Origin of the sequence: Streptomyces sp. NPDC097595, assembly GCF_044761525.1 — a bacterium.
GTDB classification, from domain to species: Bacteria; Actinomycetota; Actinomycetes; order Streptomycetales; family Streptomycetaceae; genus Streptomyces; species Streptomyces drozdowiczii_A.
Window position 1 is genome coordinate 105609 of sequence record NZ_JBIWCN010000018.1, and the last position, 22261, is coordinate 127869.

The window sequence follows — 22261 nt, forward strand, 5'->3', positions numbered from 1 at the left end:
GTACGGCCCGCGGCGTCGGCTCCGCGGGTGGGGGGCTCTGGGGCCGCCTCAGGGGGCGGCGTGGGCGGATGCCCGGGAGAGGGCGAGAACGGCGGTGATCAGCAGGCCGAACGCGGCGGTGCCGCAGGCCAGTACGGGCACGACCCCGGGGCCGGCGGCCTCGATGAGGGCGTCGACGGGGCGGGCGACCGCGTGGAGCCCGGGCAGTCGTCCGGCCAGGAGCAGGGCGGGGGCGGCGGCCTCCATCGCGCAGGCGGCGGCGAGTCCGGTGGCGGCGGGTTCGGGGAAACCGTGGACGGTCAGCAGGCGGGCCAGCAGGAGCAGCACCCCGAGGGCGGCGGCCCCGGCCGGTGAGCCGCCGGCGCCGAAGCCGAGCCGGGCCAGGTACAGCAGTGCAGCGAGGGCGCAGACGAAGAGCGCGACGACGCCGAAGAGCAGGGGGCGCGCCCCCGCCCCGAACTCGTCCAGCGCATGGCTGCCGTGCAGCCGGCGGTGCGCGTGGAGGGCGAAGAGGTGCGCGCACCAGGCGGCCGGGGCCACCGCGACGGCGAGCCCCAGCAGGGGTGCCGGGGTCAGCGTCCAGGGGCCCTCGGGGCCGCCGCTTAGGACTTGGTGGAGCAGGTCGTCGCCGTACAGGACGTAGCCGATCAGCCAGCAGGCGCCGAGCGCGGCGGCGCCGGACGAGCCCGCCCCCTGCCGGGCGCTCAGCGGGCCGGTGCGCAGGGCGAGGGCGAGGCCGGTGAGCGCGAGGAGCGCCCCGGCGGAGCCGATGGCGAGGCGGGCGTCGCCGCCGAGCACCCCGTCGGTCAGCCCGAGCGCGACGAGGGTGGCGAGGCAGGCGGCGCCGGGGAGCAGCGCGCGCAGGGACCAGGCGGCGCGCGTGGTGACGTCGCGCGCCGGAGCGGGGCCGGTCGCGGAGCCGGGCGCGGGGCCCGTCGCGGCGGGCTCCCCCGCGACGGCGGGGACCCGGGCGAAGAGCTCCTCGGCGAGCGAGAACACGTCGCGGTGCCGGTAGCGGGCGGCGGTGCGGTCGGTGACCCCGTGGGCCTCCAGGCCGGCGGCGATCTCCAGCGGGTCGACGGCCCGTTCGCACAGCTCCCGGTGACGGTGCATGAGCGCCCGCACCGGGTCGGCGGTCCCCCGGCGCCCGACGGCGGCCTTGCGGACGGCGGACGCGGGGTGCGCGTGCGCCACTTCGGGGGCGCGCGCGTCCTCGGGCGCGAGCTCCCCCGCCGGTGCGGCGTCCCCCTGGTGGCCCTCGCGGCTCATCGTCGTTCCTCCGTGGTGCTGTTCGCCCGGTGCGGGGGCGGCCGTCTCGTGGCTACGCATCGCCGCTCCCCGCGCCCGCCCAGCTGGGGGTGCGGTCGGCGCGCTCCCGGCCGGGCGGTTCCGGCCAGTGGTCCAGGACGTGGGCCTCGGGCGGGGTGGCGAAGGGGCGCGGGCCGTCGTGCGGGGCGGGATGCGGCCTCTCGCGTACCGGCGCCCGGGCGATCAGCTCCAGGTAGATGCCGTGGAAGGCGGCGAGATTCTGTTCGACGGTGAAGAGTTCGAGCGCCCGGGCGCGCGCCGCCGCACCCAGGCGTGCACGGCGCTCGGGGTCGCGCAGGAGCGCAAGGCAGGCGTCCGCGAGCGCCCGGGGGTTGCGCGGCGGGACCACGAGCCCCGTACCGCCGATGACCTCGACCACCGCGCCGACGTCCGTGGAGACCGTGGCCCGGCCGCAGAACATCGCCTCGACCAGGCTGATCGGGAAGCCCTCGACCACACTGGAGAGCACCACGACCCCGCCCGCCGCGTACGCCTGGGCCAGCTCCGGGACCTCGGGCCCGCCGATCTCCTCGAAGCCGACCGCCTCCTCCTCGGGGAAGAGCTGGGCGGCCAGGTCGCGGCAGCGGGCGAGATAGGCGGCGCCCGCCGGGCCCGGGGCCGGGGCGCCGATGATTCGCAGCCGGGCGTCCGGCTCGGCCAGGCGCACCTCGGCGAAGGCGTGCAGGAGGCCGATCAGGTCCTTGGCGGGCTCGATGCGGCCGACCCAGACGAGCGTGTCGGGCCCGCCGTCGTCCTCGCTCTCACCGAGCGCGGCGAACCGGGACGCCTCCATGCCCGGGTACACGGTCCGCACCTTCGCGGGGTCGGCCCCGCAGCGCTCCTGCCAGCGGCGGGCGTGGGTGTTGCCGGGGGTGATGAGCGCGGCCTGCCGGTACACCTCGGTGGCGAGCCGTCCGTGCAGATGGGCGAGGAGGGCGCGCACCGGCGCACTGACCGGCGCACCGCCCGAGGCGAGGTAGTGCGCCCGCACCCGGACGGCGTGCTCGGTGACCAGCAGCGGCACCCCGAAGAAGCGTTTGGCCAGCAGCCCCGGGAGCGCGGCGGCACCGCCCGCCGTCGCGTGGCAGAGGTCCACGGCACCGAGGCCGTCCTCCTCGTACCAGTCGAGGGAGAGGGGGCGCAGCACCCGGTCCAGCTCGGCGGTGAAGGCGAGCAGGTCGGTGACGGTGGCGGTCTGCACGGTGCGTCCGGTGCCGGGGGCGCGGCAGGCGGCCTCCAGGATGCGCACAGCCGTCTCGGAGCGCAGGGCGGCGGGCAGTCCGCCGTGTTCCCAGGCGAGTTCGGCGAGGCCGTAGAGCCCGAGGGTGAACCGCTCGTCCGCGAGGCGGGATTCGGCGCCGCCTTCCGCGCGGCCCGCGTCCGCGCGGCCCCGCTCCGGGCCCGCGGCGGCGCAGACGGAGGCCGCGAGGTCCGCGAAGTGCGCGGCGAAGCGCCGCCGTTCGCGCCGGGCGTACGTCCGTGCGCCCCCGCCGGTCAGCAGCCGGGCCAGCGGCCCCCGGGGGGCGTGCAGGCCGAGGGTGTCCTCGTCGGCGGTCCACAGGGGCGCGGTGCGCACGCCGGCGACCTGGGCCGGGAGCCGGACCCAGCCGGCCGCCTCCTGTTCGGCGGAGCGGCTGAGCGCGAAGAGGTCGAACTCGTGCTGTGCGAGCCCGCGTACGAGCCGGTCGCACCAGAGCCTGGACTCACCGGTCGCGTACGGATAACCACCGTCGGTGAGCAGTCCGATCCGCACGAGCGCACCCCCGATCTCCCTTGTGAGCGGCCGCCGTTCCTTCGGCGACTCGCGGCGGGACGACCGTAAGCGGATACGCCGGTGGCGCGACGGACGGTTGTCCGTCGCGCCACCGAAAGGGGTGAACCGGCGTAACTTTCCCGGCGGAATAGCGTTCTGTCGCGCTATAGAAACTGAGGGTTACTCAGCGGTGGGGTAGACCCACGGGTTGGGGCGGCACTTGATGCCGTCGAGGTCCAGCGTCTTGGTCTGCTGCTGCATGACCGGCGCGAGCGCGCCCTCCGTCCGGCAGCTCACATGGTTGTGGCCGAGCCGATGGCCGACCTCGTGGTTGATGAGCATCTGCCGGTACGAGTACAGCTTGTCCGGTCCGAAGGTGGCCGAACCCTGCGCCCAGCGATACGCGTTGATCATCACGCGTTCGGTGGCGGCCGAGTCGCAGGAGACGTTGTCCTCCATGGTGTCCAGGCCGGACTTGGCGCACCACTTGCCGGTGGTGCCGGGGCTGGCCAGCGTGATGACGAAGTCCGGCTTGCCCTCGGAGACCCGTTCGAAGGTCATATCGCCGTCGTGCGCCCAGCTCCGGTCGTCGTTGAGGGTCTTCTGCACGGCCTGCGCGAACAGCTGGGCGTCGAGCCCGAGCCCCTTCTCCACGTCGATCCGGTAGCGGTGGACCGTCCCCTTGCCGGGCGCCTCGGCGGAGCCGGGCACGGTCTCGAACTTCCCCGAGCCCGTCAGCGCCGGCGAGAGCGGATAGGGCTTGGCCATCTTCTGTGCGTACGTGAGGGGCTTGACGGCCGCCTTGGGCGAGGGCGTCGTCCGGCTGTCCGAACGGGAAGCGTCGCCCGCGTCGTCCCGGTCCACCCCCGCGGCCTGCGCGGCGCCGCTCCCGGAGGTGCTGTCGTGGGCGACCTGACCGGCCACGACGACCGCGAGCACGGTGGTCACCGCGGCGGCCGCGATCCCGGTGAACGTACGGCCCTTGCCGCCCTTGGCCTCCCGCGCGGAGGCGGCGGCCTCTTCGCGCCGGGTCTCCGGCTCGCGGGTCTCCCCGTCGGTGACGGAGCGGTACGGGTCCTCGGCCACCGGGCCGCGACGGCGCGGGGCGGTCGGCGCGGACGGGCTGTCGAAGGCTTCGACGAACTCGCGCCGGGGGCCCGGTATCAGCGGCCGGGTGCCGGTGGCCTGCTGGTGGTGCGGGGGGCGCGGGGCGCCGGGGCGCGCGCCGGGCGCGGGCGCCTGGAGGCCCGGGCGGGAAGGGGCGCGCATGGGGCCCGCGCCCCAACCGCCGCCCGGTTCACGCTGTTCGGGGTGGCCGCCGCGCACCTCGGGCGCCCCCGCGAAGGGGGCGGGTTCCGCCTGCCGTCTGCGCCGACCGGTGCCGGTGACGGGCCGGGCGGCCTCGCGCCCCGCTCCGTCCGGCTCCGCCTGCCCGGTTGCGGGCGCGCTGGGCGCAGGGCCCTTCCGGCTGTGTCGTCCCACGCCCTGGATCAGCTCCCGCCGCATTCGTCGAGCAATTCCCGGAACGCCTGGGCGACCGTCTCCGGGTACTCCATCATCGCCACGTGCCCGGCATCGGGCAGTGTCAGCAGGCGCGCGTCGCGGAAGGCCGCGGACGCCCTGCGGGCCATCCGGAACGAGACGAGCCGGTCCCGTCCGCCGTACACCAGCTGGGTCGGCGCGAGCACCCGCTCGGCCTGGCGCCACAGCCCGTGCTGTCCGCCCAGGGTGTACGCGTCGACGATGCCACGGGCGGAACGCGCCATGGCGTCCCAGAAGTACGGCAGTTCCAGCCGGCGCTCCATTTCGGCCACCGCATCGCGGAAGCCCACCTCGGAGACCCGTGCCGGATCGCCGTAACAGAGTGCCATGACTCCGCGGGTGCGTTCCTCCGCGGTCCAGTCCCGGGACAGCCGGGCGAACAGGGAGGCGACGCCCGGCAGTGCGAGCAGGGCGGTCGGGGCGGCCGTGCGCTGGACCCGGATCTCCGGGAGCGCGGGCGAGATCAGCGTGAGCGTACGCACCAGGTCGGGACGGACCGCGGCGACCCGGGTGGCCACCGCGCCGCCCATCGAGTTGCCGAACAGGTGGACGGGGCCGCGCTCCTGGGCGTCCAGCAGGCGGATGACCGCGCGGGCGTGCCCGGTGACCGAGTAGTTGCCGTCGTCCGGGGGCGGTGAGTCGCCGAATCCGGGCAGGTCGACCGCCTCGCAGTCGGCCAGGTCCTCCAGGAGCGGCATCAGGGCCGACCAGTTCTGCGAGGAGCCGCCGAGGCCGTGCACGAAGAGGGCGGCGGGCAGCCCGGGGCCCCGGGACGGCCGCGAACGGACGGTGAGCGTCAGCCCGGGCAGCTCGACGGAGCGCAACCGCTCCCCCTCCGCGACCCTGACGGCGCTCACCGTGGGTGACACCGCCGCGGCGGCGGCGCGGACTCCCGGCAGCTCGGTCGAAGACATGCGGCAATGTTACGAGATGATCACACCGGGGTTCATGTGTTCGCCGTCACACGATCGCATAGCGGCTTCACGGGGTACCTCATAGGCTCGAACCGAGGAAGGGAGTCACCATGACGGTCGACCCGAGGGACCCGGAGACCTTCGAGGACGTCCAGCCGGACGAACCCGACCAGGAGACGCCCGAGGCGGACGCCGCCGAGCAGCACACCGACCTCCGTCCGGAGGGCGACGAACCGCTCACGGACCTCGACCGCAGCGGCGCCAGCGAGGCGGACGCGGCGGACCAGGCCCGCGTGGTTCCACAGGATGAGGACGATTACCGCTGATACGTCCCGCTCTGCGCACGGAAGCGGACCGTCTGCGGCTTCCGCAGCCGTCCGGTCCGTGAAATTCTGCGTCCGCGCCGCGCATACCGGGGTTACCCAAAAGTACGATGTCGGTATGGCGCGGCACGTACGGAACGGCTGTGTCGGACCACGAATTTGGGAGGCGGCGTGACAGCCATCGAGCAGACCGAGGCGGCGCGCCCGCGGGGCACTCGCCTGCCCCGCCGCGCCCGACGCAACCAGCTGCTGGGAGCCGCGCAGGAGGTCTTCGTCGCGCAGGGCTACCACTCCGCGGCGATGGACGACATCGCGGAGCGCGCCGGAGTCAGCAAGCCGGTGCTCTACCAGCACTTCCCGGGCAAGCTGGAGCTCTACCTGGCCCTTCTCGACCAGCACTGCGAGTCACTGCTCCAGGCGGTGCGCACGGCGCTGGCGTCGACCACGGACAACAAGCTCCGCGTGGCCGCGACGATGGACGCGTACTTCGCGTACGTGGAGGACGAGGGCGGCGCCTTCCGACTGGTCTTCGAGTCCGACCTGACCAACGAGCCCGCCGTGCGCGAGCGCGTGGACCGGGTCTCGCTCCAGTGCGCCGAGGCGATCTCCGACGTGATCGCGGGCGACACGGGCCTGTCCAAGGACGAGTCCATGCTCCTCGCGGTGGGCCTCGGCGGGGTGTCCCAGGTGGTCGCCCGCTACTGGCTGTCGAGCCGGTCGGCCATTCCGCGTGACACCGCGGTCCAGCTGCTCACCTCGCTGGCCTGGCGCGGTATCGCCGGCTTCCCCCTGCACGGCATCGATCAGCACTGACCGCCCGGCGGCCGCCCGTGTTCGCTGCGGGCGTGGCCGGGGGCGCCCTGACGAGTCCCTTCAGCGGGCTAATGTGTGCTGCGTACGGCGCGGTTCGCCGCGCAGGGACTGACCGTCGGAGGGACATAGCCGTGGAGGTCAAGATCGGGGTGCAGCACTCGCCCCGGGAGATCGTTCTGGAGAGCGGGCTTTCCGCCGAAGAGGTCGAGAGCGCGGTGTCCGAGGCTCTCGCCGGCAAGGCGCAGCTGCTCAGCCTCACGGACGAGAAGGGCCGCAAGGTCCTGGTGCCGGCCGACCGGATCGCCTACGTGGAGATCGGCGAGCCCAGCACCCGACGGGTGGGGTTCGGCGCGCTGTAGAGCGTACGAACGCGAGGAGCGGCCCGGTGGGACTTCCCACCGGGCCGCTCCTCGTTTCGGTGCCCGCACCCGGGGCCGGCTGTGCGGCGGCTGGGCGAAGCCTGTGCGCGGGAGGGTTGTGAGCGGTCGCTCACGGGTAGTACCAGCATCACCGAAGGACCCGTTCCGCATAGCTGCGAGGTGATCGTCCGTGATCCTGGAAACCGTGAGCGCCGTCGTGCTCGGAGTGGCCCTCTCCTGGGCGGCGCTGCGCTCGCTCCCCGGCCGGCTCCCGGCCCGCCGGACCGTGTTCGGCACGGGAGCCCTCGGCGGCCTGTTCGGCGCGTCCCTGATGCACTCGGTGCTCGGCGGGGACCACACGGCGGCCGTCATCGTGGGCGCCGTGCTGATCGCCGCCGTGACGGTGTCCCTGCTGATCCGCCCCCGCAGCCGCCGACTGCGCCGGTCGGCCGCCGCCTGACCCCCCGGCCCGATACCCCGGCCCGTTACGCGGCCAGCCCCAGGGCGGCCATGCGCTTGGTGTGCGCCTCGGTGATCCGGGAGAACATCCGGCCCACCTCCGCCAGGTCGAAGCCGTCCGCGACCCCGCCGACCAGCATGGTCGACAGCGCGTCGCGGTCCGCGACCACCCGCTGCGCCTGCGACAGCGCCTCGCCCATCAGCCGCCGCGCCCACAGCGCCAGCCGGCCGCCGACCCTCGGGTCCGCCTCGATCGCGGCGCGCACCTTCTCGACGGCGAAGTTGCCGTGGCCCGTGTCGTCCAGCACGGCCAGCACGAGCGAGCGGGTGTCGGAGTCCAGGCGGGCCGCGACCTCCCGGTAGAAGTCGCTGGCGATCGAGTCGCCGACGTACGCCTTGACCAGGCCCTCCAGCCAGTCCGAGGGGGCGGTCTGGCGGTGGAAGTCGTCCAGCGCCCGGGCGAAGGGCTCCATGGCGGCGGTCGGCTCGACCTCGATGGCGGTCAGCCGCTGCGTCAGCTGCTCGAAGTGGTGGAACTCGGCGGACGCCATCTTCGCCAGCTCCGCCTTGTCGGCCAGGGTCGGCGCCAGCTTGGCGTCCTCGGCCAGCCGCTCGAAGGCCGCGAGCTCCCCGTAGGCGAGGGCGCCCAGCAGATCCACGACGGCGGCCCGGTACTGCGGCTGCGCGGACGCGGTGGCCCAGTCCTGGTCGGCGATTCTGGTCGTCGCGGGGGCTTCATTGGCGTTGTCAGGCGTCTCCATGCAGCGCAGAATAGCCCGCCCGGGCAGCGGTGGAAGGGCCCGCCCGACGACCGACGTCACACCGTTCCGACGAATTCGCCCAACACAGATGCGCGGATCCGGGGTACAGTGGTAATGCGCTTACTGAGCACTTTGCATCTGCTCGTGGCGCGAAATTGAATGAGGATGCCCGGTCGGTGGCCCGATCGGCTCCGACCCGACAGCCCTCCACGCGGTGTGTGCACACGTACGACCGCAGATGAGGGGCCCCCTCAGCGGCACGAGCGCTCGAGCGACGGCAGTGGTCCCGCGCCACCCGGCATATCCGCCGGATGACCAACCCCGGCACGGTACGACCCCCTTCGTTCGCCTCGGACCGCGTCTCACAGAAGAGGCAGCACCCTGACTACGTTCCGAGACCTCGGGATTCTTTCCGAGACGGCCGAGGCCCTTGAGGCAGTCGGCATCACGTCCCCCTTTCCCATCCAGGAGCTGACGCTCCCGGTCGCCCTCTCCGGCTCCGACGTCATCGGCCAGGCCAAGACCGGCACCGGCAAGACGCTCGGCTTCGGCCTCCCGCTCCTTGAGCGCGTCACCGTCCTCGCCGACGTCGAGGCGGGCCGCGCGAAGCCGGAGGAGCTGACCGACTCCCCGCAGGCCCTCATCGTCGTGCCCACCCGCGAGCTGTGCCAGCAGGTCACCAACGACCTGCTCACGGCCGGCAAGGTGCGCAACGTGCGGGTCCTCGCGATCTACGGCGGCCGTGCCTACGAGCCCCAGGTCGAGGCCCTCAAGAAGGGCGTCGACGTGATCGTCGGCACCCCCGGCCGGCTGCTCGACCTCGCGGGCCAGCGCAAGCTGGACCTGTCCAAGGTCCGCGCGCTCGTCCTCGACGAGGCCGACGAGATGCTGGACCTGGGCTTCCTGCCCGACGTCGAGCGCATCATCACGATGCTGCCGGCGAAGCGCCAGACCATGCTGTTCTCGGCCACCATGCCGGGCGCGGTCATCTCGCTCGCCCGCCGCTACATGTCGCAGCCGACGCACATCAACGCCACCTCGCCCGACGACGAGGGCACGACCGTCAAGAACACGGCGCAGTACGTCTACCGCGCCCACTCGATGGACAAGCCCGAGATGGTCGCGCGCATCCTCCAGGCCGACGGCCGCGGGCTCGCGATGATCTTCTGCCGCACCAAGCGCACCGCGGCGGACATCGCCGAGCAGCTGGAGCGGCGCGGCTTCGCCTCCGGCGCGGTCCACGGCGACCTCGGCCAGGGCGCCCGCGAGCAGGCCCTGCGCGCCTTCCGCAACGGCAAGGTCGACGTGCTGGTCTGCACCGACGTCGCCGCGCGCGGTATCGACGTCGAGGGCGTGACGCACGTCATCAACTACCAGTCCCCCGAGGACGAGAAGACCTATCTGCACCGCATCGGCCGGACCGGTCGCGCGGGCGCCAAGGGCATCGCGATCACGCTGGTCGACTGGGACGACATCCCGCGCTGGCAGCTGATCAACAAGGCCCTGGACCTGAAGTTCCCGGACCCGGTCGAGACGTACTCCACCTCCCCGCACCTGTACGAGGAGCTGGACATCCCGGCCGGCACCAAGGGTGTCCTGCCGCGTGCCGAGCGCACCCGCGCCGGTCTCGGGGCCGAGGAGATCGAGGACCTGGGCGAGACGGGCGGCCGCGGCCGCAAGTCCGCCGCCGCGCCGGCCGCCCGCGAGGAGCGCGCCCCGCGCACCCCGCGTCAGCGCCGTCGCACCCGTGGTGGCACCTCGCTCGACGAGGGCGCCGCGACCGTGCCCGCCCCGGCCGCCGAGGCCGAGGCTCCGGCCGACGCCCCGCGCACCCCGCGCCGCCGCCGGCGCACCCGTGCCGGTGCGGCGGAGGCCATCGCGGCGGAGGCCGCCGCCGCCACGGCGTCGGTCGCCGTGGCCGAGGCCCCCGCGGCTGTCGTCGCCGAGCCGGAGGCCGAGGCCGCGCCGAAGAAGCGCACCCGGAGCCGGACCGCCAAGCCGAAGACGGAGGCCGTCGCCGCCGAGGTCGTCGCGGAGACCGTGACCGCCGAGGACGAGGCCAAGCCGCGTCGCCGCCGGGCCCGTGCGGCCAAGCCGGTGACCGAGGAGGCCGCGGTGCGGAGCGCGCCGGCCGCCGAGCCGGAGGCGCCCGTCGTCACGCGGCCGCGCCGTCGCCGGGTGATCAAGCCCGTCGAGGACGAGGTCGACTTCCAGATCGCGCCGATCTCCGAGCCCGAGCCGGTCCGTCGTCGTACGCGTACGGCGTCCAAGCCGAAGACGGAGGCCGTGGCGGAGACCGCGAGCGCCGAGGGCGAGGCCAAGCCGCGCCGGCGCCGGGCACCGCGCGCCACCGCGAAGGCCGAGGGCTGAGCGGACCACGCAGCACCTGACGGGCGGCCCCGGGGATCTCTTCCCCGGGGCCGCCCGTCATTCGCGGACGGTGCCGCCCGCCGTTCGCGGACGCGCGGGACGTCTTAACCTCGTTCCATGAGCCGGCCACCCACTTTCATCCCGCCCTCCTGCGCCCGCGCCCGTGCGCTGCCCACCGCGCGTGGGGACTTCGCCGTGCTGGACGCGGCCCCCGCCGGGACCCCGCGCGGCACCGCCCTGCTGGTGCCCGGGTACACCGGCAGCAAGGAGGACTTCATCGCGCTGCTCGAACCGCTCGCGGAGGCGGGCTACCGGGCCGTCGCCGTCGACGGGCGCGGCCAGTTCGAGAGCCCGGGGACGGACGGCCTCCAGGAGTACGCGCAGGAGGAGCTGGCCCGTGACGTGCTCGCCCAGGCGGCCGCGCTCGGCGCCGGCGAGGGCGGGGTGCACCTGCTGGGCCACTCGCTCGGCGGACAGCTCTGCCGGGCCGCCGTCCTGAGGGACGCGGCGCCGTTCCGCTCGCTGACCCTGATGTCCTCGGGGCCCGCCGAGGTGGTCGAGGCGCAGCAGATCAAGCTGAAGATCCTCGGTGACGCGCTGGCCACCATGACCATGGACGCCGTCTGGGAGGCGATGCGCGCCTTCGACCCTCCGGCCGAGGCGGAGACCGGCGGCGAGGACCTGCGGCGGCGCTGGCTGCTCCACCGTCCGGCCCAGCTGATCGCGACCGGCCGCCAGCTGGCCACCGAGCCGGACCGGGTGGCCGAGCTCGCCGCGACCGGGCTGCCGGTCCATGTCGTCTCCGGCGAGGTGGACGACGTCTGGCCGGTGCCGGTGCTGGACGAGATGGCGGTGCGGCTCGGGGCGCGCCGGACCAGGATCGAGGGCGCCGAGCACTCCCCCAACACGGGCCGCCCGGAGGCGACCGCCGCCGCGCTCGCCTCCTTCTGGGACGGGCTGTAGCTCTTCCCCGTACCGGCGGCCCGTGAAGGCGGGTCTCAGTACTGGGACTGGAGGTGCTGCCAGAAGCCGTCGCGCAGTGCCCGGCGCAGTGGGGGGTGGCCGCGCAGGGAGCGCTGGAGGAGGCGTTCGGCCTCGTGCAGCAGGTCCTGGTCGACCGAGCCCGGCAGGAAGGGGTGGCCGGGCAGCAGGTCGACCAGGGATTCCCGGCCGCGCGCGGCGAGCCAGGCCGCCGCGATCTGCGCGCCGACGAAGTGGACGTCGTCGCGGGAGGGCGCGGGGGCGTCCTCCTCGTAGGTGGTGACGGGGCGTCGGGTCACGTAGGGGCGGCAGAAGTCCAGGTCGAAGGTGCGCTGGCTGTCCACCTCCCAGAGCAGCGGCTCCGCCTGGTTGCGCCCCTCGCCGGCCTCGATGCCCCAGAGGTGGACGCGGGCGCCGTAGCCCTGGGCGGCCTCGACGGCCGAGACGAGGTCCTCGTCGCCGCCGACGAGAGCGGCGTCGCTGATGGCGCGGTGGCGGGCGAGCGACTCCAGGTCGGTGCGGATGAGGGAGTCGACGCCCTTCTGCTGGTTGTTGGCGTTGAGGTTGCCGAGTCTGACCTTGACGTCGGGGAGTTCGGCGATGGTCTGCTGCTCGGTGGTGTGGATACGGCGCCTGGCACCGTCGTACCAGTACACGCGCAGCAGCCGGCTGTCCGCGAAGATGGTGCGGGCCTTGTCGATGAACGCCTCGATCAGCCCTTCGGCGTCGAGGTCGAAGGAGCGCCGGTCCTCGGTGCCGGTGACGAGCAGCCCGGCGGCGGCGTACACATAGCCCGCGTCCACGAAGATCGCGTGGGTCGACGGGGTCTTCGAGACCTCGGCGAGGACGCGTTCGAGCAGGGCGTTGGTGCGGTCCAGCCGCTCGCCGATCTCCACGTCGTTCATGCGCGACCCGTCGTTCCCGCACGCTCGATTACCAGCCGGTACTTAGACATCCGAAAAATTTCCTTAGCGTAGGGAATGATTGCAGGAAGCAAGTCGTTGTCATCACTGTGGGGCGCACGACAGGCATGCCTGGCGCTCCTCATCCTTGCGGACGGGACACCGTCCTCCCAGTAGTTCTCCAGCAGGAGGATCAGACGAAGGGAAGCCCTATGCGCTTCGAGATCATGCGACTCGACGATGTCGACGGTACCGCCGTGGACAGCACCGTCGTGGACGCCGCCTCCGTCAAGCGGATCGTGCAGCAGGCCGCGGCTACGGGCCAGCGCATCTATATCCGACCGGCCGAAAGTCCGGCTTCATAACACCTTGCCGATGTGAGTTGTCGACGTAACGAAGACGAAGCGCCCCCGCACGGAACGATCGTGCGGGGGCGCTGTTGCGTCCGGGTCCCGCTCAGCCGCCCTGGATGACCTGGGTGACGCCGTTGATGATCTGCTGCACGGCGATGGCGGACAGCATCATGCCGGCCAGCCTGGTGACGAGCACGACGCCGCCGTCCTTGATGACGCGGATGATCAGCAGTGAGTAGCGCATGGTCAGCCAGAGCACGATGTGCATGGCGAGGATCGCCGTCCAGACGGAGACCTGGGTCGCCACGCTGTCGGCGTGCTGCACGGCGAGGATCACCGAGACGATCGCGCCGGGCCCGGCGAGCAGCGGCATGCCGAGCGGTACGAGGGCGACGTTGACGTCCTTGGTCTGCGTCGGCTCGTCGGTCTTGCCGGTCAGCAGGTCGAGCGCGATGAGCAGCAGGAGCAGCCCGCCGGCGATCATCAGCGCCGGTACGGAGACGTGCAGGTAGTCCAGGATCTGCTGGCCGAGCAGGCCGAAGACGGCGATGACGCCGAAGGCGACGGCGACGGCCTGGAGGGCCATCCGGCGCTGCACCTTGGCGGGGCGGCCGGCGGTGAGGGCGAGGAAGATCGGGGTGATTCCGGGCGGATCCATAATCACAAAAAGGGTGAGAAAAAGGGATCCGAAGACAGCGACGTCGAACACGGGTGAGCCTTGCGGGGAGTGAGCGGGTGTGCGGCGGGTCGCCGCGGGGAAGAGGCGCACCGCACCGCCGCCCGGACATGCCGGACGGCGGCGGGGTGCAGAGAAGGAACGAGCGGGTGCCGTTACGCGGACGCGGGTCCGCCGGCGCCCGGCACCGGGAAGGCTCCCGTGGCGCGCCGGGTGATCTCGCCGTAGATCTCGGGGTCGGTGGTGTACGTACCGAGCTCCACGGTCTTGCGGCTGCCGTGGTAGTCGCTGGAGCCGGTCGTCAGCAGCCCGAGCTCGCCGGCGAGGGCGCGCAGCCGGGTCCTGGTGGGCTCGTCGTGGTCCATGTGGTCGACCTCGATGCCGTCGAGCCCGGCGGCGGCCAGCTCGGCGATCCGCGCCTCGGGCACCGTACGCCCCCGCTTGACGGCGGCCGGGTGGGCGAAGACGGTGACGCCGCCCGCGGCCTTGACCAGCCGGATCGCGTCGAAGGGGTCCAGCTCGTGCTTCCCCGCGTAGGCGCGCCCGCCGTCGCCGAGCCAGTCCGGCGTGAAAGCGTCGGACACCGTCGGGACGACGCCCAGCTCCACGAGGGCGGTGGCGACGTGCGGCCGGCCGACCGAGCCGTCTCCGGCGATCCGGGCGACCTGCTCCCAGGTGACGGGGACGCCCAGCCCCTGGAGCTTGCGGACCATGGCCTGGGCGCGCGGCACCCGGTCGTCGCGGACCAGCTCGCGCTCGCGGGCGAAGTCCGGCTCGTCCGGGTCGAAGAGGTACGCCAGCATGTGCAGGCCCACGCCGTCGATGCGGCAGGACAGCTCGGCGCCCGGGACGAGGGTGAGCCCTTCGGGCAGGGCGGCGGCGGCCTCGGCGTGGCCGCGCACGGTGTCGTGGTCGGTGAGGGCGACGACGTCCAGGCCCGCGGCGGCTGCGTTGCGCACCAGCTCGGCGGGGGTGTCCGTGCCGTCCGACGCGGTGGAGTGGGTGTGCAGATCGATGCGCACGACTCGTACTCCAGTGCTCGCGGCCGGACGGGGGACACCCCAGGATAACCGGCGCGCGAGCTTGGTCCGGACGGTGCGAAGGGCGGTGCGGAGGCCCCCTCAGGGGCCCGTCAGCAGGCGGGGGGTGAGGGCGCCGCAGGGCACCAGGTCCACCTCTCCCCCGGCGTCGCGCAGGTCGGTGAGCACCAGCTCGTCGTACATCAGCAGTCCGGACTGCTCGGGCCACACGATGGCCCACAGCCACAGTCCGCGTGCCTCGCCCGCGAAGACGGCGCGGTCGGCGGGGGCGTGCCTGACGTGCCAGAGGGGGGTCGGGCGTCCCGCGGCGAGCACCTTGGAGTCCGGGGGGCCGTCCACGCTCAGGAGGGGTCCGGGGTCCGGTCCGTCGATGCCCGCGTACCGTGCGCCGAGCCCGACGCCCAGCTCCTCGGCGACGAGGAGCAGCTCGCCCATGCCGCCGAGCGGTCCGGGCCCGGAGCAGGCGACGGCGGTGGCGCGTCCGCCGGTGCGGTCGTCGCCGGCACTGGCGACCCCGGTGAACAGCCAGCCGACGGGGAGCGGCCAGGGCATCCACACGGGGACCTGCGCCCGGTGCACCGCGACGCCGAGCGCCTCGACGCTCGGCGGGACGACCGGCTGGAGCGGGTGCACGCCGCCGTGTTCATCGCACTGCCAGGTGTCGGCGAACAGCCCGGGCGCCCTGACCCGGCCTCCGCACTTCGGGCAACTTGGTTCGCCCCTCATACCGTCCCACGGTCCTCTCCGGCCATCGCCGCGTCAAGGACGATCACCCCTGCGCGCCGCGCACCCAGACCCCTCTACCCCGCGCGTCGTCCGGCCACCGGGCCGCCACCACGGAATTTAGATGTAACTTGCATTCATTAGCTTCTCTAACTTATTCTGTGCATAACGCATCGATTCAGTGGAGCCAGTGGAGAGGGAGAGGCCCATGCCGTCAGAGGCAGTAACGGGAGAGGATCCGTTCAACCAGGAGCCGGTCAGCATCCTGCGCCAGCCGAAGGCCGTCTGGGCCACGGCGGGCGCATCCGTCGTCGCCTTCATGGGCATCGGCCTGGTGGACCCGATCCTGCCGTCCATCGCCAAGGGCCTGGAGGCGACACCGAGCCAGGTGTCCCTGCTCTTCACCTCGTACTTCCTGATCACCGCCGTCGCGATGCTCGTGACCGGCTTCGTCTCCAGCCGCATCGGCGGCCGCAAGACACTGCTGGCCGGGTTGGCGCTCGTGGTGGTCTTCGCGGCGCTCTCCGGCACCTCCTCGTCCGTCGGCGAGCTGGTCGGCTTCCGGGCCGGCTGGGGCCTGGGCAACGCGCTGTTCGTCTCGACCGCGCTCGCGGTGATCGTCGGCGCGGCGGCCGGCGGCAGCTCGGCGGCGATCCTGCTGTACGAGTCGGCACTCGGCCTCGGCATGGCGTGCGGGCCGCTCCTGGGCGCCCTGCTCGGTGACGCCAGCTGGCGCTACCCGTTCTTCGGGACGGCCGCGCTGATGGCGATCGGCTTCGTCTGCATCACGGCGTTCCTGAAGGAGCAGCCCAAGCCGGCCCGTAAGACCTCACTGCTCGACCCGGTCAAGGCGCTCGGCCACGGCGGGCTCGCCTCCGTCGCGGCGTCCGCGTTCTTCTACAACTACGCGTTCTTCACGATCCTGGCGTTCACCCCGTTCGTGCTGAACATGACCCCGTACAAGTCCGGTGCCGTCTTCTTCGCCTGGGGCCTGCTGCTCGCGGTCTTCTCGGTGCTCGTCGCACCCCGGCTCCAGCAGCGGTTCGGCTCGCTCAAGGTGCTCGGCGCCTCGCTGGTGCTGCTCGCCGCCGACCTGGTGGTCCTCGGTTACGGGAGCCACACCACGGCCATCGTCTGCACCATCGTGTCCGGCGCGCTGATCGGCATGAACAACACCGTGTACACGGAGCTGGCGCTCGGTGTCTCGGACGCGCCGCGCCCGGTCGCCAGCGCGGGCTACAACTTCGTCCGCTGGTTCGCCGCCGCCGCGGCGCCCTACCTGGCCCCGAAGATCGAGGAGTGGAGCAACATCCACATCCCGTTCGTGGTCGCCGCCGTCGCCTCGGTGCTCGGTGCGATCGTGGTCTGGATACGGCGCTCCGCGCTGACCCACGAGGCGGAGGAGCTGGAGCCGAAGCACGCCACGGAGGACGGCGTGACGGTCTTCGCCAACTGAGGCCGGCAGTCCGGAGCCACGCCGGCCCGGAGTCGCGTCAGCCGAGAGTCACATCAGTCCAGTGTCACGGAGCGTCGCAGGGGATCGCGCAGGTCGGTCCCCTGCGACAGCCATTTCTCCTGGAGTTCCTGCGCACCCCGGACCCGCTTCCAGGCGGCCTCGTTCTGCGTCATCGGCAGCAGCGGCAGAAACCTCACGGGCTCCAAGGGCTCGTCCAGCTCCAGATCCTCCACCAGCCCCCCGCTCTCCGCGACGAGCACCGAGGTGAACGGCGCGCCCGGCCACAGCGGTTCGCCGACGTCCAGCGAGGCGCCGGGCGCCACGACCAGGCCCTCCACCTGGGGCGAGGCCGCGAGCACCGCGAGCTTGCGCAGCACCTGGTCGGTGTCGGCCAGGCCGCCCCGTACCGACAGGACCAGCTCGGCGCGCGGGCCCTTCAGCGGGTCGGCCACGACGGCCGTCGGGTCGGACATCGGCTGGGCGGACATGCCGAGCGTGGCGTACCGCACGACGTCGCCGTCGATGAAACGGAGCACCTCGATCCGGTCCGTCCCGAGAAACGTCACTGCCGCACGTGCGTCCGGTTCACCCAGGGCCGTCCGCAGACGCGCCTCGACCAGAGCAAGAATTTCTGCCATGCCGCGAGCATAGGTCGCGTATGGAACGGGCAAAGTAAGGGATTGGCCCTGTAGTGGCTGCTAGCCTGGGGTGTCGGCCCGGGACAGCACGCTGAAGCGTTGCTCTCAAGTCCCGGCGCAACGTCATCCCCCACGGGGGACCGGCAGGAGGAGGTGGGGCTGCGGTGGATCCGAGTCGATCGTGCAGTACCAACCGCTCTTCCGCCGGACGCCCCTCCGTGTGATCTGACACCCGGTCGGGGCCCTGGCATGTCGCACGACGGAAGAGCACAGCTTTTTACCTGTCTGTAGCGAACGCCGTCGTCCTGTCGCCGCGGTGCCGCCCGCTTTGCGGATGTGAGTCCACGTCCCCATTCCGGGCTGTTCCAGGCCCCCCGACGACGGCCCTCCGCGAAGGAGCCAGCCATGTCGATGATCCGTGACCTGCGCGCTGTCGTGCGCCCCTCCCTGCGCAAGAGCACCCCCCTGCACAACAGTTACGACAACACCCGCGACCCGTCCGCCTCCAGCGCGGTGGTCGACTGCGCGGTCTACCGGGACGGCCGCCGGCTCGCCGAGGCGGACGGCACCTGCCGCACCGCCCGCGAGGCGATGCTCCGGGTCCGGGAGAAGGGCGGCTTCGCCTGGATCGGGCTGCACGAGCCGACCGAGGAGGAATTCGCGGGCATCGCCCGGGAGTTCGGGCTGCACCCGCTCGCCGTGGAGGACGCGGTCCACGCCCACCAGCGCCCGAAGCTGGAGCGTTACGACGACACGCTGTTCACCGTCTTCAAGACCATCCACTACGTCGAGCACGCCGAACTGACCGCGACCAGCGAGGTCGTGGAGACCGGCGAGGTCATGTGCTTCACCGGCCGGGACTTCGTCATCACCGTGCGGCACGGCGGACACGGCTCGCTGCGCGCCCTGCGCCACCGCCTGGAGGACGACCCCGAACTGCTGGCCAAGGGCCCCTCCGCCGTCCTGCACTCCATCGCCGACCATGTGGTCGACGGCTACATCGCGGTGGCGGGCGCGGTGCAGGACGACATCGACGAGGTGGAGATCGAGGTCTTCTCCACGCCGGACAAGGGAAGCCCGCGCGGCTCGGACGCCGGGCGGATCTACCAGCTCAAGCGCGAGGTGCTGGAGTTCAAGCGGGCCGTCTCCCCGCTGCTGCGCCCCATGCAGCTGCTGAGCGAACGGCCCATGCGGCTGATCGACCCCGACATCCAGAAGTACTTCCGGGACGTCGCCGACCACCTGGTGCGGGTACAGGAAGAGGTCATCGGCTTCGACGAGCTGCTGAACTCCATCCTCCAGGCCAACCTGGCGCAGGCGACCGTCGCGCAGAACGAGGACATGCGCAAGATCACGTCCTGGGCGGCCATCATCGCCGTGCCGACGATGATCTGCGGGGTCTACGGCATGAACTTCAAGCACATGCCGGAGGTGGGCTGGACGTACGGCTATCCGACGGTGATGGGCTTCATCGGGGTGGTCTGCTTCTCCATCCACCGCATGCTCAAGCGCAACGGCTGGCTCTGAGCGTCCCCATTAAGCTCTGCTCCATGACTGCTGCTGACACGCTGCTCGGGCCCGCCCTCGTCGAGGAGGCCACGAAGAAGTCGGGCCTCGTCTGGGTGCGCGCCACCGGCGCGGCGCGGGCCCTGTGGCACGTATGGCACGAGGGCGCCGCCCACCTCGTCGGCGACGGCCCCGGCGAGCAGCCGCTCCCGGCCGGGCTCACCGAGGGCGCCACCGCCGAGGTCACCGTCCGCAGCAAGGACAAGGGCGGCCGCCTCGTCGCCTGGTCCGCCTCGGTCACCGTGCTCGCCCCGCACTCCGAGGAGTGGGAGGCCGCCGTCGCCGAGCTGAAGGGCAAGCGGCTGAACGCGCCGGACGCGGAGCGGATGACGGACCGCTGGGCGCGCGAGTGCCGGGTCGTCCGGCTCACGCCCCTGGACGCCCGCACCGAACTGCCCGAGACCTCCGGGGCGGCCGCGCCGCTGCCGACGACGGCGACGACCCGGCTGCCGGTCCCGGCGGGCCTGCCGCGCCTGCTGAAGCGCTCACTGCGCAAGTAGCGCGCCGAGCCCCCCGTCTCAGGCGCCCTACGACGACGTCTTCGGGAGCTGCTTGCCGTAATCGACGGTCTCGTCCTTCGAGGGGGCCTTCAGCGTGAAGTCCTCGCCCCAGTCGGCGAGCGTGATCACGCCTCCGCCGCCGCCCCGGGCGAAGCGCAGCGGATACGGCTTGCCCTCCAGCGCCACGTCGAGCGCGCCGCCCGCGCCCTCGCCGCCCATGATCCGCACGGTGCGCACCCCGGCGACCTTGTCGCGGTCGCCCTTGGTGAGCTTGCCGTGCAGCGTGAGCATCCCGTCCAGCAGCACCTTCTTGTCGGTGAAGCCGCTCAGCTGCTTGTACGTGGGGTCGCCCTCGGGGACCTTGACGTACTTGTCCTCCAGCTTGTCGGCCGCCGCCGTGCCGTCCTTGCCGGTGTCCGCCTTGCCCTGGTCGTCGTGGCTCCAGAAGCCGGCGTCGGCCTTGAGATAGAGCTCGTCACCGATCCGCAGCAGCGTGAAGGTGCTGTTCTTCGAGGTGACGGAGCCGGCGCCGCCCTTGTCCTTGAGCCGCATGTCGATCTTGTACGTGCCGCCCTTGCTGACCAGCGTCCCGGCGAGCCGCACCGCGTCGGCGGAGTCCGTCGCGGTCTGCGCCTTCTTCTCGATCTCCGGCGCGGAGAGCTTGCCGACACCGTTGGTCCCCTCGTCCGGGTCCTCGCCCCCGCACGCGGTCAGCGCCGCGGTCAGCCCCGCGCAGAGCACGACGGCGAGAGATGCGGTCCGGCGGCGGGTCCGTACGGCCGGGGCGGAAGAGGTCACAGGCGCACTGCCTCTCGTATCCATGGTGGGGGGTGGCAGACGGCAGCGTACCCGGGTGGCCTACGCCATCGGACCCGGAGCCGTACGGACGGCCAGCCGGGGCGGTCCGCGTGCGCACGGGCTAGCCTGATCACGTCATCAGAGCGCGACAACTGTCGGAAGCGGGCGGCCGGGGGCCGTCCGGAGGCGAGCGAGGAGGTGCGGGGATGACGCCGGTGACGCCCCGGGTCTTCGTCTCGCACCTGTCCGGTGTGCCGGTCTTCGACCCCAACGGCGACCAGGTGGGACGTGTCCGCGACCTGGTGGCGATGCTCCGCGTCGGCGGCCGTCCGCCCCGGCTGCTCGGCATGGTGGTCGAGGTGGTGAGCCGGCGGCGGATCTTCCTGCCGATGACCCGGGTGACGGGCGTGGAGTCCGGGCAGGTGATCACCACGGGCGTGGTCAACATGCGGCGCTTCGAGCAGCGGCCCACCGAACGCCTGGTGCTCGGCGAGTTCCTCGACCGCCGGGTGCGCCTGGTGGAGACGGACGAGGAGGTCACCATCCTGGACGTGGCCATCCAGCAGCTGCCCGCCCGCCGGGACTGGGAGATCGACAAGTACTTCGTCCGCAAGGGCCGGGGCGGGGCGCTGCGCCGCAAGGGCGAGACGCTGACCGTCGAGTGGTCGGCGGTGAAGGGTTTCTCGCTGGAGGAGCACGGGCAGGGCGCCGAGTCCCTGGTCGCCACCTTCGAGAAGCTGCGCCCCGCCGACGTCGCCAACGCGCTGCACCACCTGACCCCGAAGCGCCGGGCCGAGGTCGCGGCCGCGCTGGACGACGACCGGCTCGCCGACGTCCTGGAGGAGCTGCCCGAGGACGACCAGGTGGAGATCATCGGCAAGCTCCAGGAGGAGCGCGCGGCGGACGTCCTGGAGGCGATGGACCCGGACGACGCGGCCGACCTGCTCTCCGAGCTGCCCGAGGAGGACAAGGAGCGGCTGCTGACGCTGATGCGCCCGGGCGACGCGGCGGACGTGCGGCGGCTGCTGTCGTACGAGGAGCGCACCGCGGGCGGCCTCATGACGACGGAGCCGGTCATCCTGCGCCCGGACGCCACGGTCGCCGACGCGCTCGCCCGGGTGCGCCAGGCGGACCTGTCACCGGCGCTGGCCGCGCAGGTGTACGTGTGCCGGTCGCCGGACGAGACGCCGACGGGCAAGTACCTGGGCACGGTGCACTTCCAGCGGCTGCTGCGGGACCCGCCGTTCACCCTGGTCAGCTCGCTGGTGGACAGCGATCTGGTGCCGCTGACGCCGGACACCCCGCTGCCGGTGGTGACCAGCTATCTGGCGGCGTACAACCTGGTGTCGGTGCCGGTGGTGGACGAGAGCGGCTCGCTGCTGGGCGCGGTGACCGTGGACGACGTGCTGGACCACCTGCTGCCGGAGGACTGGCGGGAGACGGACTTCCTCGGCCGTGAGGGGGTGCTCCGTGACCGGTGACGACCGCGCCCGCGCGTCGAACGGTTCGACGGCGCTGACCCGTACGCCGAGGAACCGGCTCGACCAGCCGAAGGCGCCGCGCCGGCGGCTGCTCCCGGAGTACGACCCCGAGGCGTTCGGCCGGTTCTCGGAGCGCATCGCGCGCTTCCTGGGCACCGGCCGGTTCATCGTCTGGATGACGCTGATCATCATCGTGTGGGTGGCGTGGAACATCTTCGCGCCCGAGCACCTGAGGTTCGACCAGTACCCGTTCATCTTCCTGACCCTGATGCTGTCGCTCCAGGCGTCGTACGCGGCTCCGCTGATCCTGCTCGCGCAGAACAGGCAGGACGACCGGGACCGGGTCACGCACGAGCAGGACCGCAAGCAGAACGAGCGCTCCATCGCCGACACCGAGTACCTGACCAGGGAGATCGCGGCCCTGCGGATGGGCCTGGGCGAGGTCGCCACCCGGGACTGGATCCGGTCCGAGCTGGAGGACCTGGTGAAGGACCTGGACGACCGCCGGGCCCTGCTGTCGGCCGAGAGTGACGAAGACCGCTGAC

The 22261-nt window shown here is 72.7% G+C and carries 23 protein-coding genes; 12 read left to right on the forward strand and 11 right to left on the reverse strand.

Going from position 1 to position 22261, the window contains the following annotated elements:
• Positions 1-48 precede the first annotated feature (48 nt).
• The 4 genes from ACIQZN_RS25810 to ACIQZN_RS25825 all read right to left on the reverse strand — a co-directional run bounded on the left by ACIQZN_RS25810 (position 49) and on the right by ACIQZN_RS25825 (position 5517).
• Positions 49-1329, reverse strand: coding sequence for a hypothetical protein (locus ACIQZN_RS25810; RefSeq protein ID WP_403998336.1), 1281 nt, complete (start codon positions 1327-1329; stop codon positions 49-51).
• Positions 1322-3061, reverse strand: a complete 1740-nt coding sequence (locus ACIQZN_RS25815; RefSeq protein ID WP_403998339.1) for a glycosyltransferase — start codon at positions 3059-3061, stop codon at positions 1322-1324. The genes ACIQZN_RS25810 and ACIQZN_RS25815 overlap by 8 nt, the downstream gene beginning before the upstream one ends.
• A gap of 180 nt (positions 3062-3241) precedes the next feature.
• Positions 3242-4567, reverse strand: coding sequence for a DUF3152 domain-containing protein (locus ACIQZN_RS25820; protein WP_403998342.1), 1326 nt, complete (start codon positions 4565-4567; stop codon positions 3242-3244).
• Positions 4552-5517 (reverse strand): alpha/beta fold hydrolase, encoded by a 966-nt coding sequence (locus tag ACIQZN_RS25825; RefSeq protein ID WP_403998345.1) that lies wholly within the window; start codon positions 5515-5517, stop codon positions 4552-4554. Before ACIQZN_RS25825 ends, ACIQZN_RS25820 begins: the two co-directional genes overlap by 16 nt.
• Before the next feature lie 110 nt (positions 5518-5627).
• Between ACIQZN_RS25825 and ACIQZN_RS25830 the strand changes: the two genes are divergently transcribed.
• The 4 genes from ACIQZN_RS25830 to ACIQZN_RS25845 all read left to right on the forward strand — a co-directional run bounded on the left by ACIQZN_RS25830 (position 5628) and on the right by ACIQZN_RS25845 (position 7472).
• The gene (locus ACIQZN_RS25830; RefSeq protein WP_403998348.1) at positions 5628-5843 is read left to right on the forward strand and encodes a hypothetical protein; all 216 of its coding nucleotides are present in this window, start codon (positions 5628-5630) and stop codon (positions 5841-5843) included.
• A 168-nt stretch (positions 5844-6011) separates the two neighbouring features.
• The gene (locus ACIQZN_RS25835) at positions 6012-6653 is read left to right on the forward strand and encodes a TetR/AcrR family transcriptional regulator (protein ID WP_018105511.1); all 642 of its coding nucleotides are present in this window, start codon (positions 6012-6014) and stop codon (positions 6651-6653) included.
• A 131-nt stretch (positions 6654-6784) separates the two neighbouring features.
• Positions 6785-7012 carry a DUF3107 domain-containing protein gene (locus ACIQZN_RS25840; protein WP_328902193.1) on the forward strand — a complete coding sequence of 76 codons (228 nt, stop codon included), beginning with the start codon at positions 6785-6787 and terminating at the stop codon, positions 7010-7012.
• A 190-nt stretch (positions 7013-7202) separates the two neighbouring features.
• Positions 7203-7472: a hypothetical protein gene (locus ACIQZN_RS25845; RefSeq protein ID WP_391259297.1), complete on the forward strand. Its 270-nt coding sequence runs from the start codon at positions 7203-7205 to the stop codon at positions 7470-7472.
• A gap of 25 nt (positions 7473-7497) precedes the next feature.
• Here the strand turns inward: ACIQZN_RS25845 and ACIQZN_RS25850 are convergent, their stop codons facing one another.
• Positions 7498-8232, reverse strand: a complete 735-nt coding sequence (locus ACIQZN_RS25850) for a ferritin-like fold-containing protein (protein WP_403998353.1) — start codon at positions 8230-8232, stop codon at positions 7498-7500.
• A gap of 471 nt (positions 8233-8703) precedes the next feature.
• Between ACIQZN_RS25850 and ACIQZN_RS25855 the strand changes: the two genes are divergently transcribed.
• Both ACIQZN_RS25855 and ACIQZN_RS25860 read left to right on the forward strand, forming a co-directional pair.
• On the forward strand, positions 8704-10602 hold the full coding sequence (locus ACIQZN_RS25855) for a DEAD/DEAH box helicase (RefSeq protein WP_403998523.1): 1899 nt from the start codon (positions 8704-8706) through the stop codon (positions 10600-10602).
• Between the two features lie 117 nt (positions 10603-10719).
• Positions 10720-11565, forward strand: coding sequence for an alpha/beta fold hydrolase (locus ACIQZN_RS25860; RefSeq protein WP_403998356.1), 846 nt, complete (start codon positions 10720-10722; stop codon positions 11563-11565).
• Between the two features lie 35 nt (positions 11566-11600).
• Here ACIQZN_RS25860 and ACIQZN_RS25865 read toward each other — a convergent pair whose 3' ends face one another.
• Positions 11601-12488, reverse strand: coding sequence for an NYN domain-containing protein (locus ACIQZN_RS25865; RefSeq protein ID WP_403998359.1), 888 nt, complete (start codon positions 12486-12488; stop codon positions 11601-11603).
• Positions 12489-12697: 209 nt separating this feature from the next.
• Here ACIQZN_RS25865 and ACIQZN_RS25870 point away from each other — a divergent pair, with 209 nt between their 5' ends.
• Positions 12698-12850 carry a hypothetical protein gene (locus ACIQZN_RS25870; protein WP_018105503.1) on the forward strand — a complete coding sequence of 51 codons (153 nt, stop codon included), beginning with the start codon at positions 12698-12700 and terminating at the stop codon, positions 12848-12850.
• 91 nt (positions 12851-12941) lie between these two features.
• On the opposite strand, the gene ACIQZN_RS25875 is transcribed toward ACIQZN_RS25870, so the two are convergent.
• The 3 genes from ACIQZN_RS25875 to ACIQZN_RS25885 form a co-directional block, all read right to left on the reverse strand.
• Positions 12942-13547, reverse strand: coding sequence for a MarC family protein (locus tag ACIQZN_RS25875; RefSeq protein ID WP_403998363.1), 606 nt, complete (start codon positions 13545-13547; stop codon positions 12942-12944).
• 122 nt (positions 13548-13669) lie between these two features.
• Positions 13670-14536 carry a PHP domain-containing protein gene (locus ACIQZN_RS25880; protein WP_403998366.1) on the reverse strand — a complete coding sequence of 289 codons (867 nt, stop codon included), beginning with the start codon at positions 14534-14536 and terminating at the stop codon, positions 13670-13672.
• Between the two features lie 99 nt (positions 14537-14635).
• The gene (locus tag ACIQZN_RS25885) at positions 14636-15280 is read right to left on the reverse strand and encodes a DUF6758 family protein (RefSeq protein WP_403998369.1); all 645 of its coding nucleotides are present in this window, start codon (positions 15278-15280) and stop codon (positions 14636-14638) included.
• A gap of 205 nt (positions 15281-15485) precedes the next feature.
• On the opposite strand from ACIQZN_RS25885, the gene ACIQZN_RS25890 reads away from it, so the two are divergent.
• The gene (locus ACIQZN_RS25890) at positions 15486-16733 is read left to right on the forward strand and encodes an MFS transporter (RefSeq protein ID WP_403998372.1); all 1248 of its coding nucleotides are present in this window, start codon (positions 15486-15488) and stop codon (positions 16731-16733) included.
• A gap of 53 nt (positions 16734-16786) precedes the next feature.
• Here the strand turns inward: ACIQZN_RS25890 and ACIQZN_RS25895 are convergent, their stop codons facing one another.
• Positions 16787-17371: a suppressor of fused domain protein gene (locus ACIQZN_RS25895; RefSeq protein ID WP_403998375.1), complete on the reverse strand. Its 585-nt coding sequence runs from the start codon at positions 17369-17371 to the stop codon at positions 16787-16789.
• Between the two features lie 405 nt (positions 17372-17776).
• Between ACIQZN_RS25895 and ACIQZN_RS25900 the strand changes: the two genes are divergently transcribed.
• Positions 17777-18898, forward strand: a complete 1122-nt coding sequence (locus tag ACIQZN_RS25900) for a magnesium and cobalt transport protein CorA (RefSeq protein WP_403998378.1) — start codon at positions 17777-17779, stop codon at positions 18896-18898.
• A gap of 23 nt (positions 18899-18921) precedes the next feature.
• Positions 18922-19437, forward strand: coding sequence for a hypothetical protein (locus ACIQZN_RS25905; RefSeq protein WP_391259271.1), 516 nt, complete (start codon positions 18922-18924; stop codon positions 19435-19437).
• Between the two features lie 27 nt (positions 19438-19464).
• Here ACIQZN_RS25905 and ACIQZN_RS25910 read toward each other — a convergent pair whose 3' ends face one another.
• Complete coding sequence (locus ACIQZN_RS25910) at positions 19465-20235, reverse strand: hypothetical protein (RefSeq protein WP_403998381.1); 771 nt, start codon at positions 20233-20235, stop codon at positions 19465-19467.
• A gap of 206 nt (positions 20236-20441) precedes the next feature.
• On the opposite strand from ACIQZN_RS25910, the gene ACIQZN_RS25915 reads away from it, so the two are divergent.
• Entirely contained in the window at positions 20442-21716 is a 1275-nt protein-coding gene (locus tag ACIQZN_RS25915) for a magnesium transporter MgtE N-terminal domain-containing protein (RefSeq protein WP_403998384.1), read from the forward strand.
• Positions 21706-22260, forward strand: coding sequence for a DUF1003 domain-containing protein (locus ACIQZN_RS25920; protein WP_018105493.1), 555 nt, complete (start codon positions 21706-21708; stop codon positions 22258-22260). Before ACIQZN_RS25915 ends, ACIQZN_RS25920 begins: the two co-directional genes overlap by 11 nt.
• Position 22261: the final 1 nt, after the last annotated feature.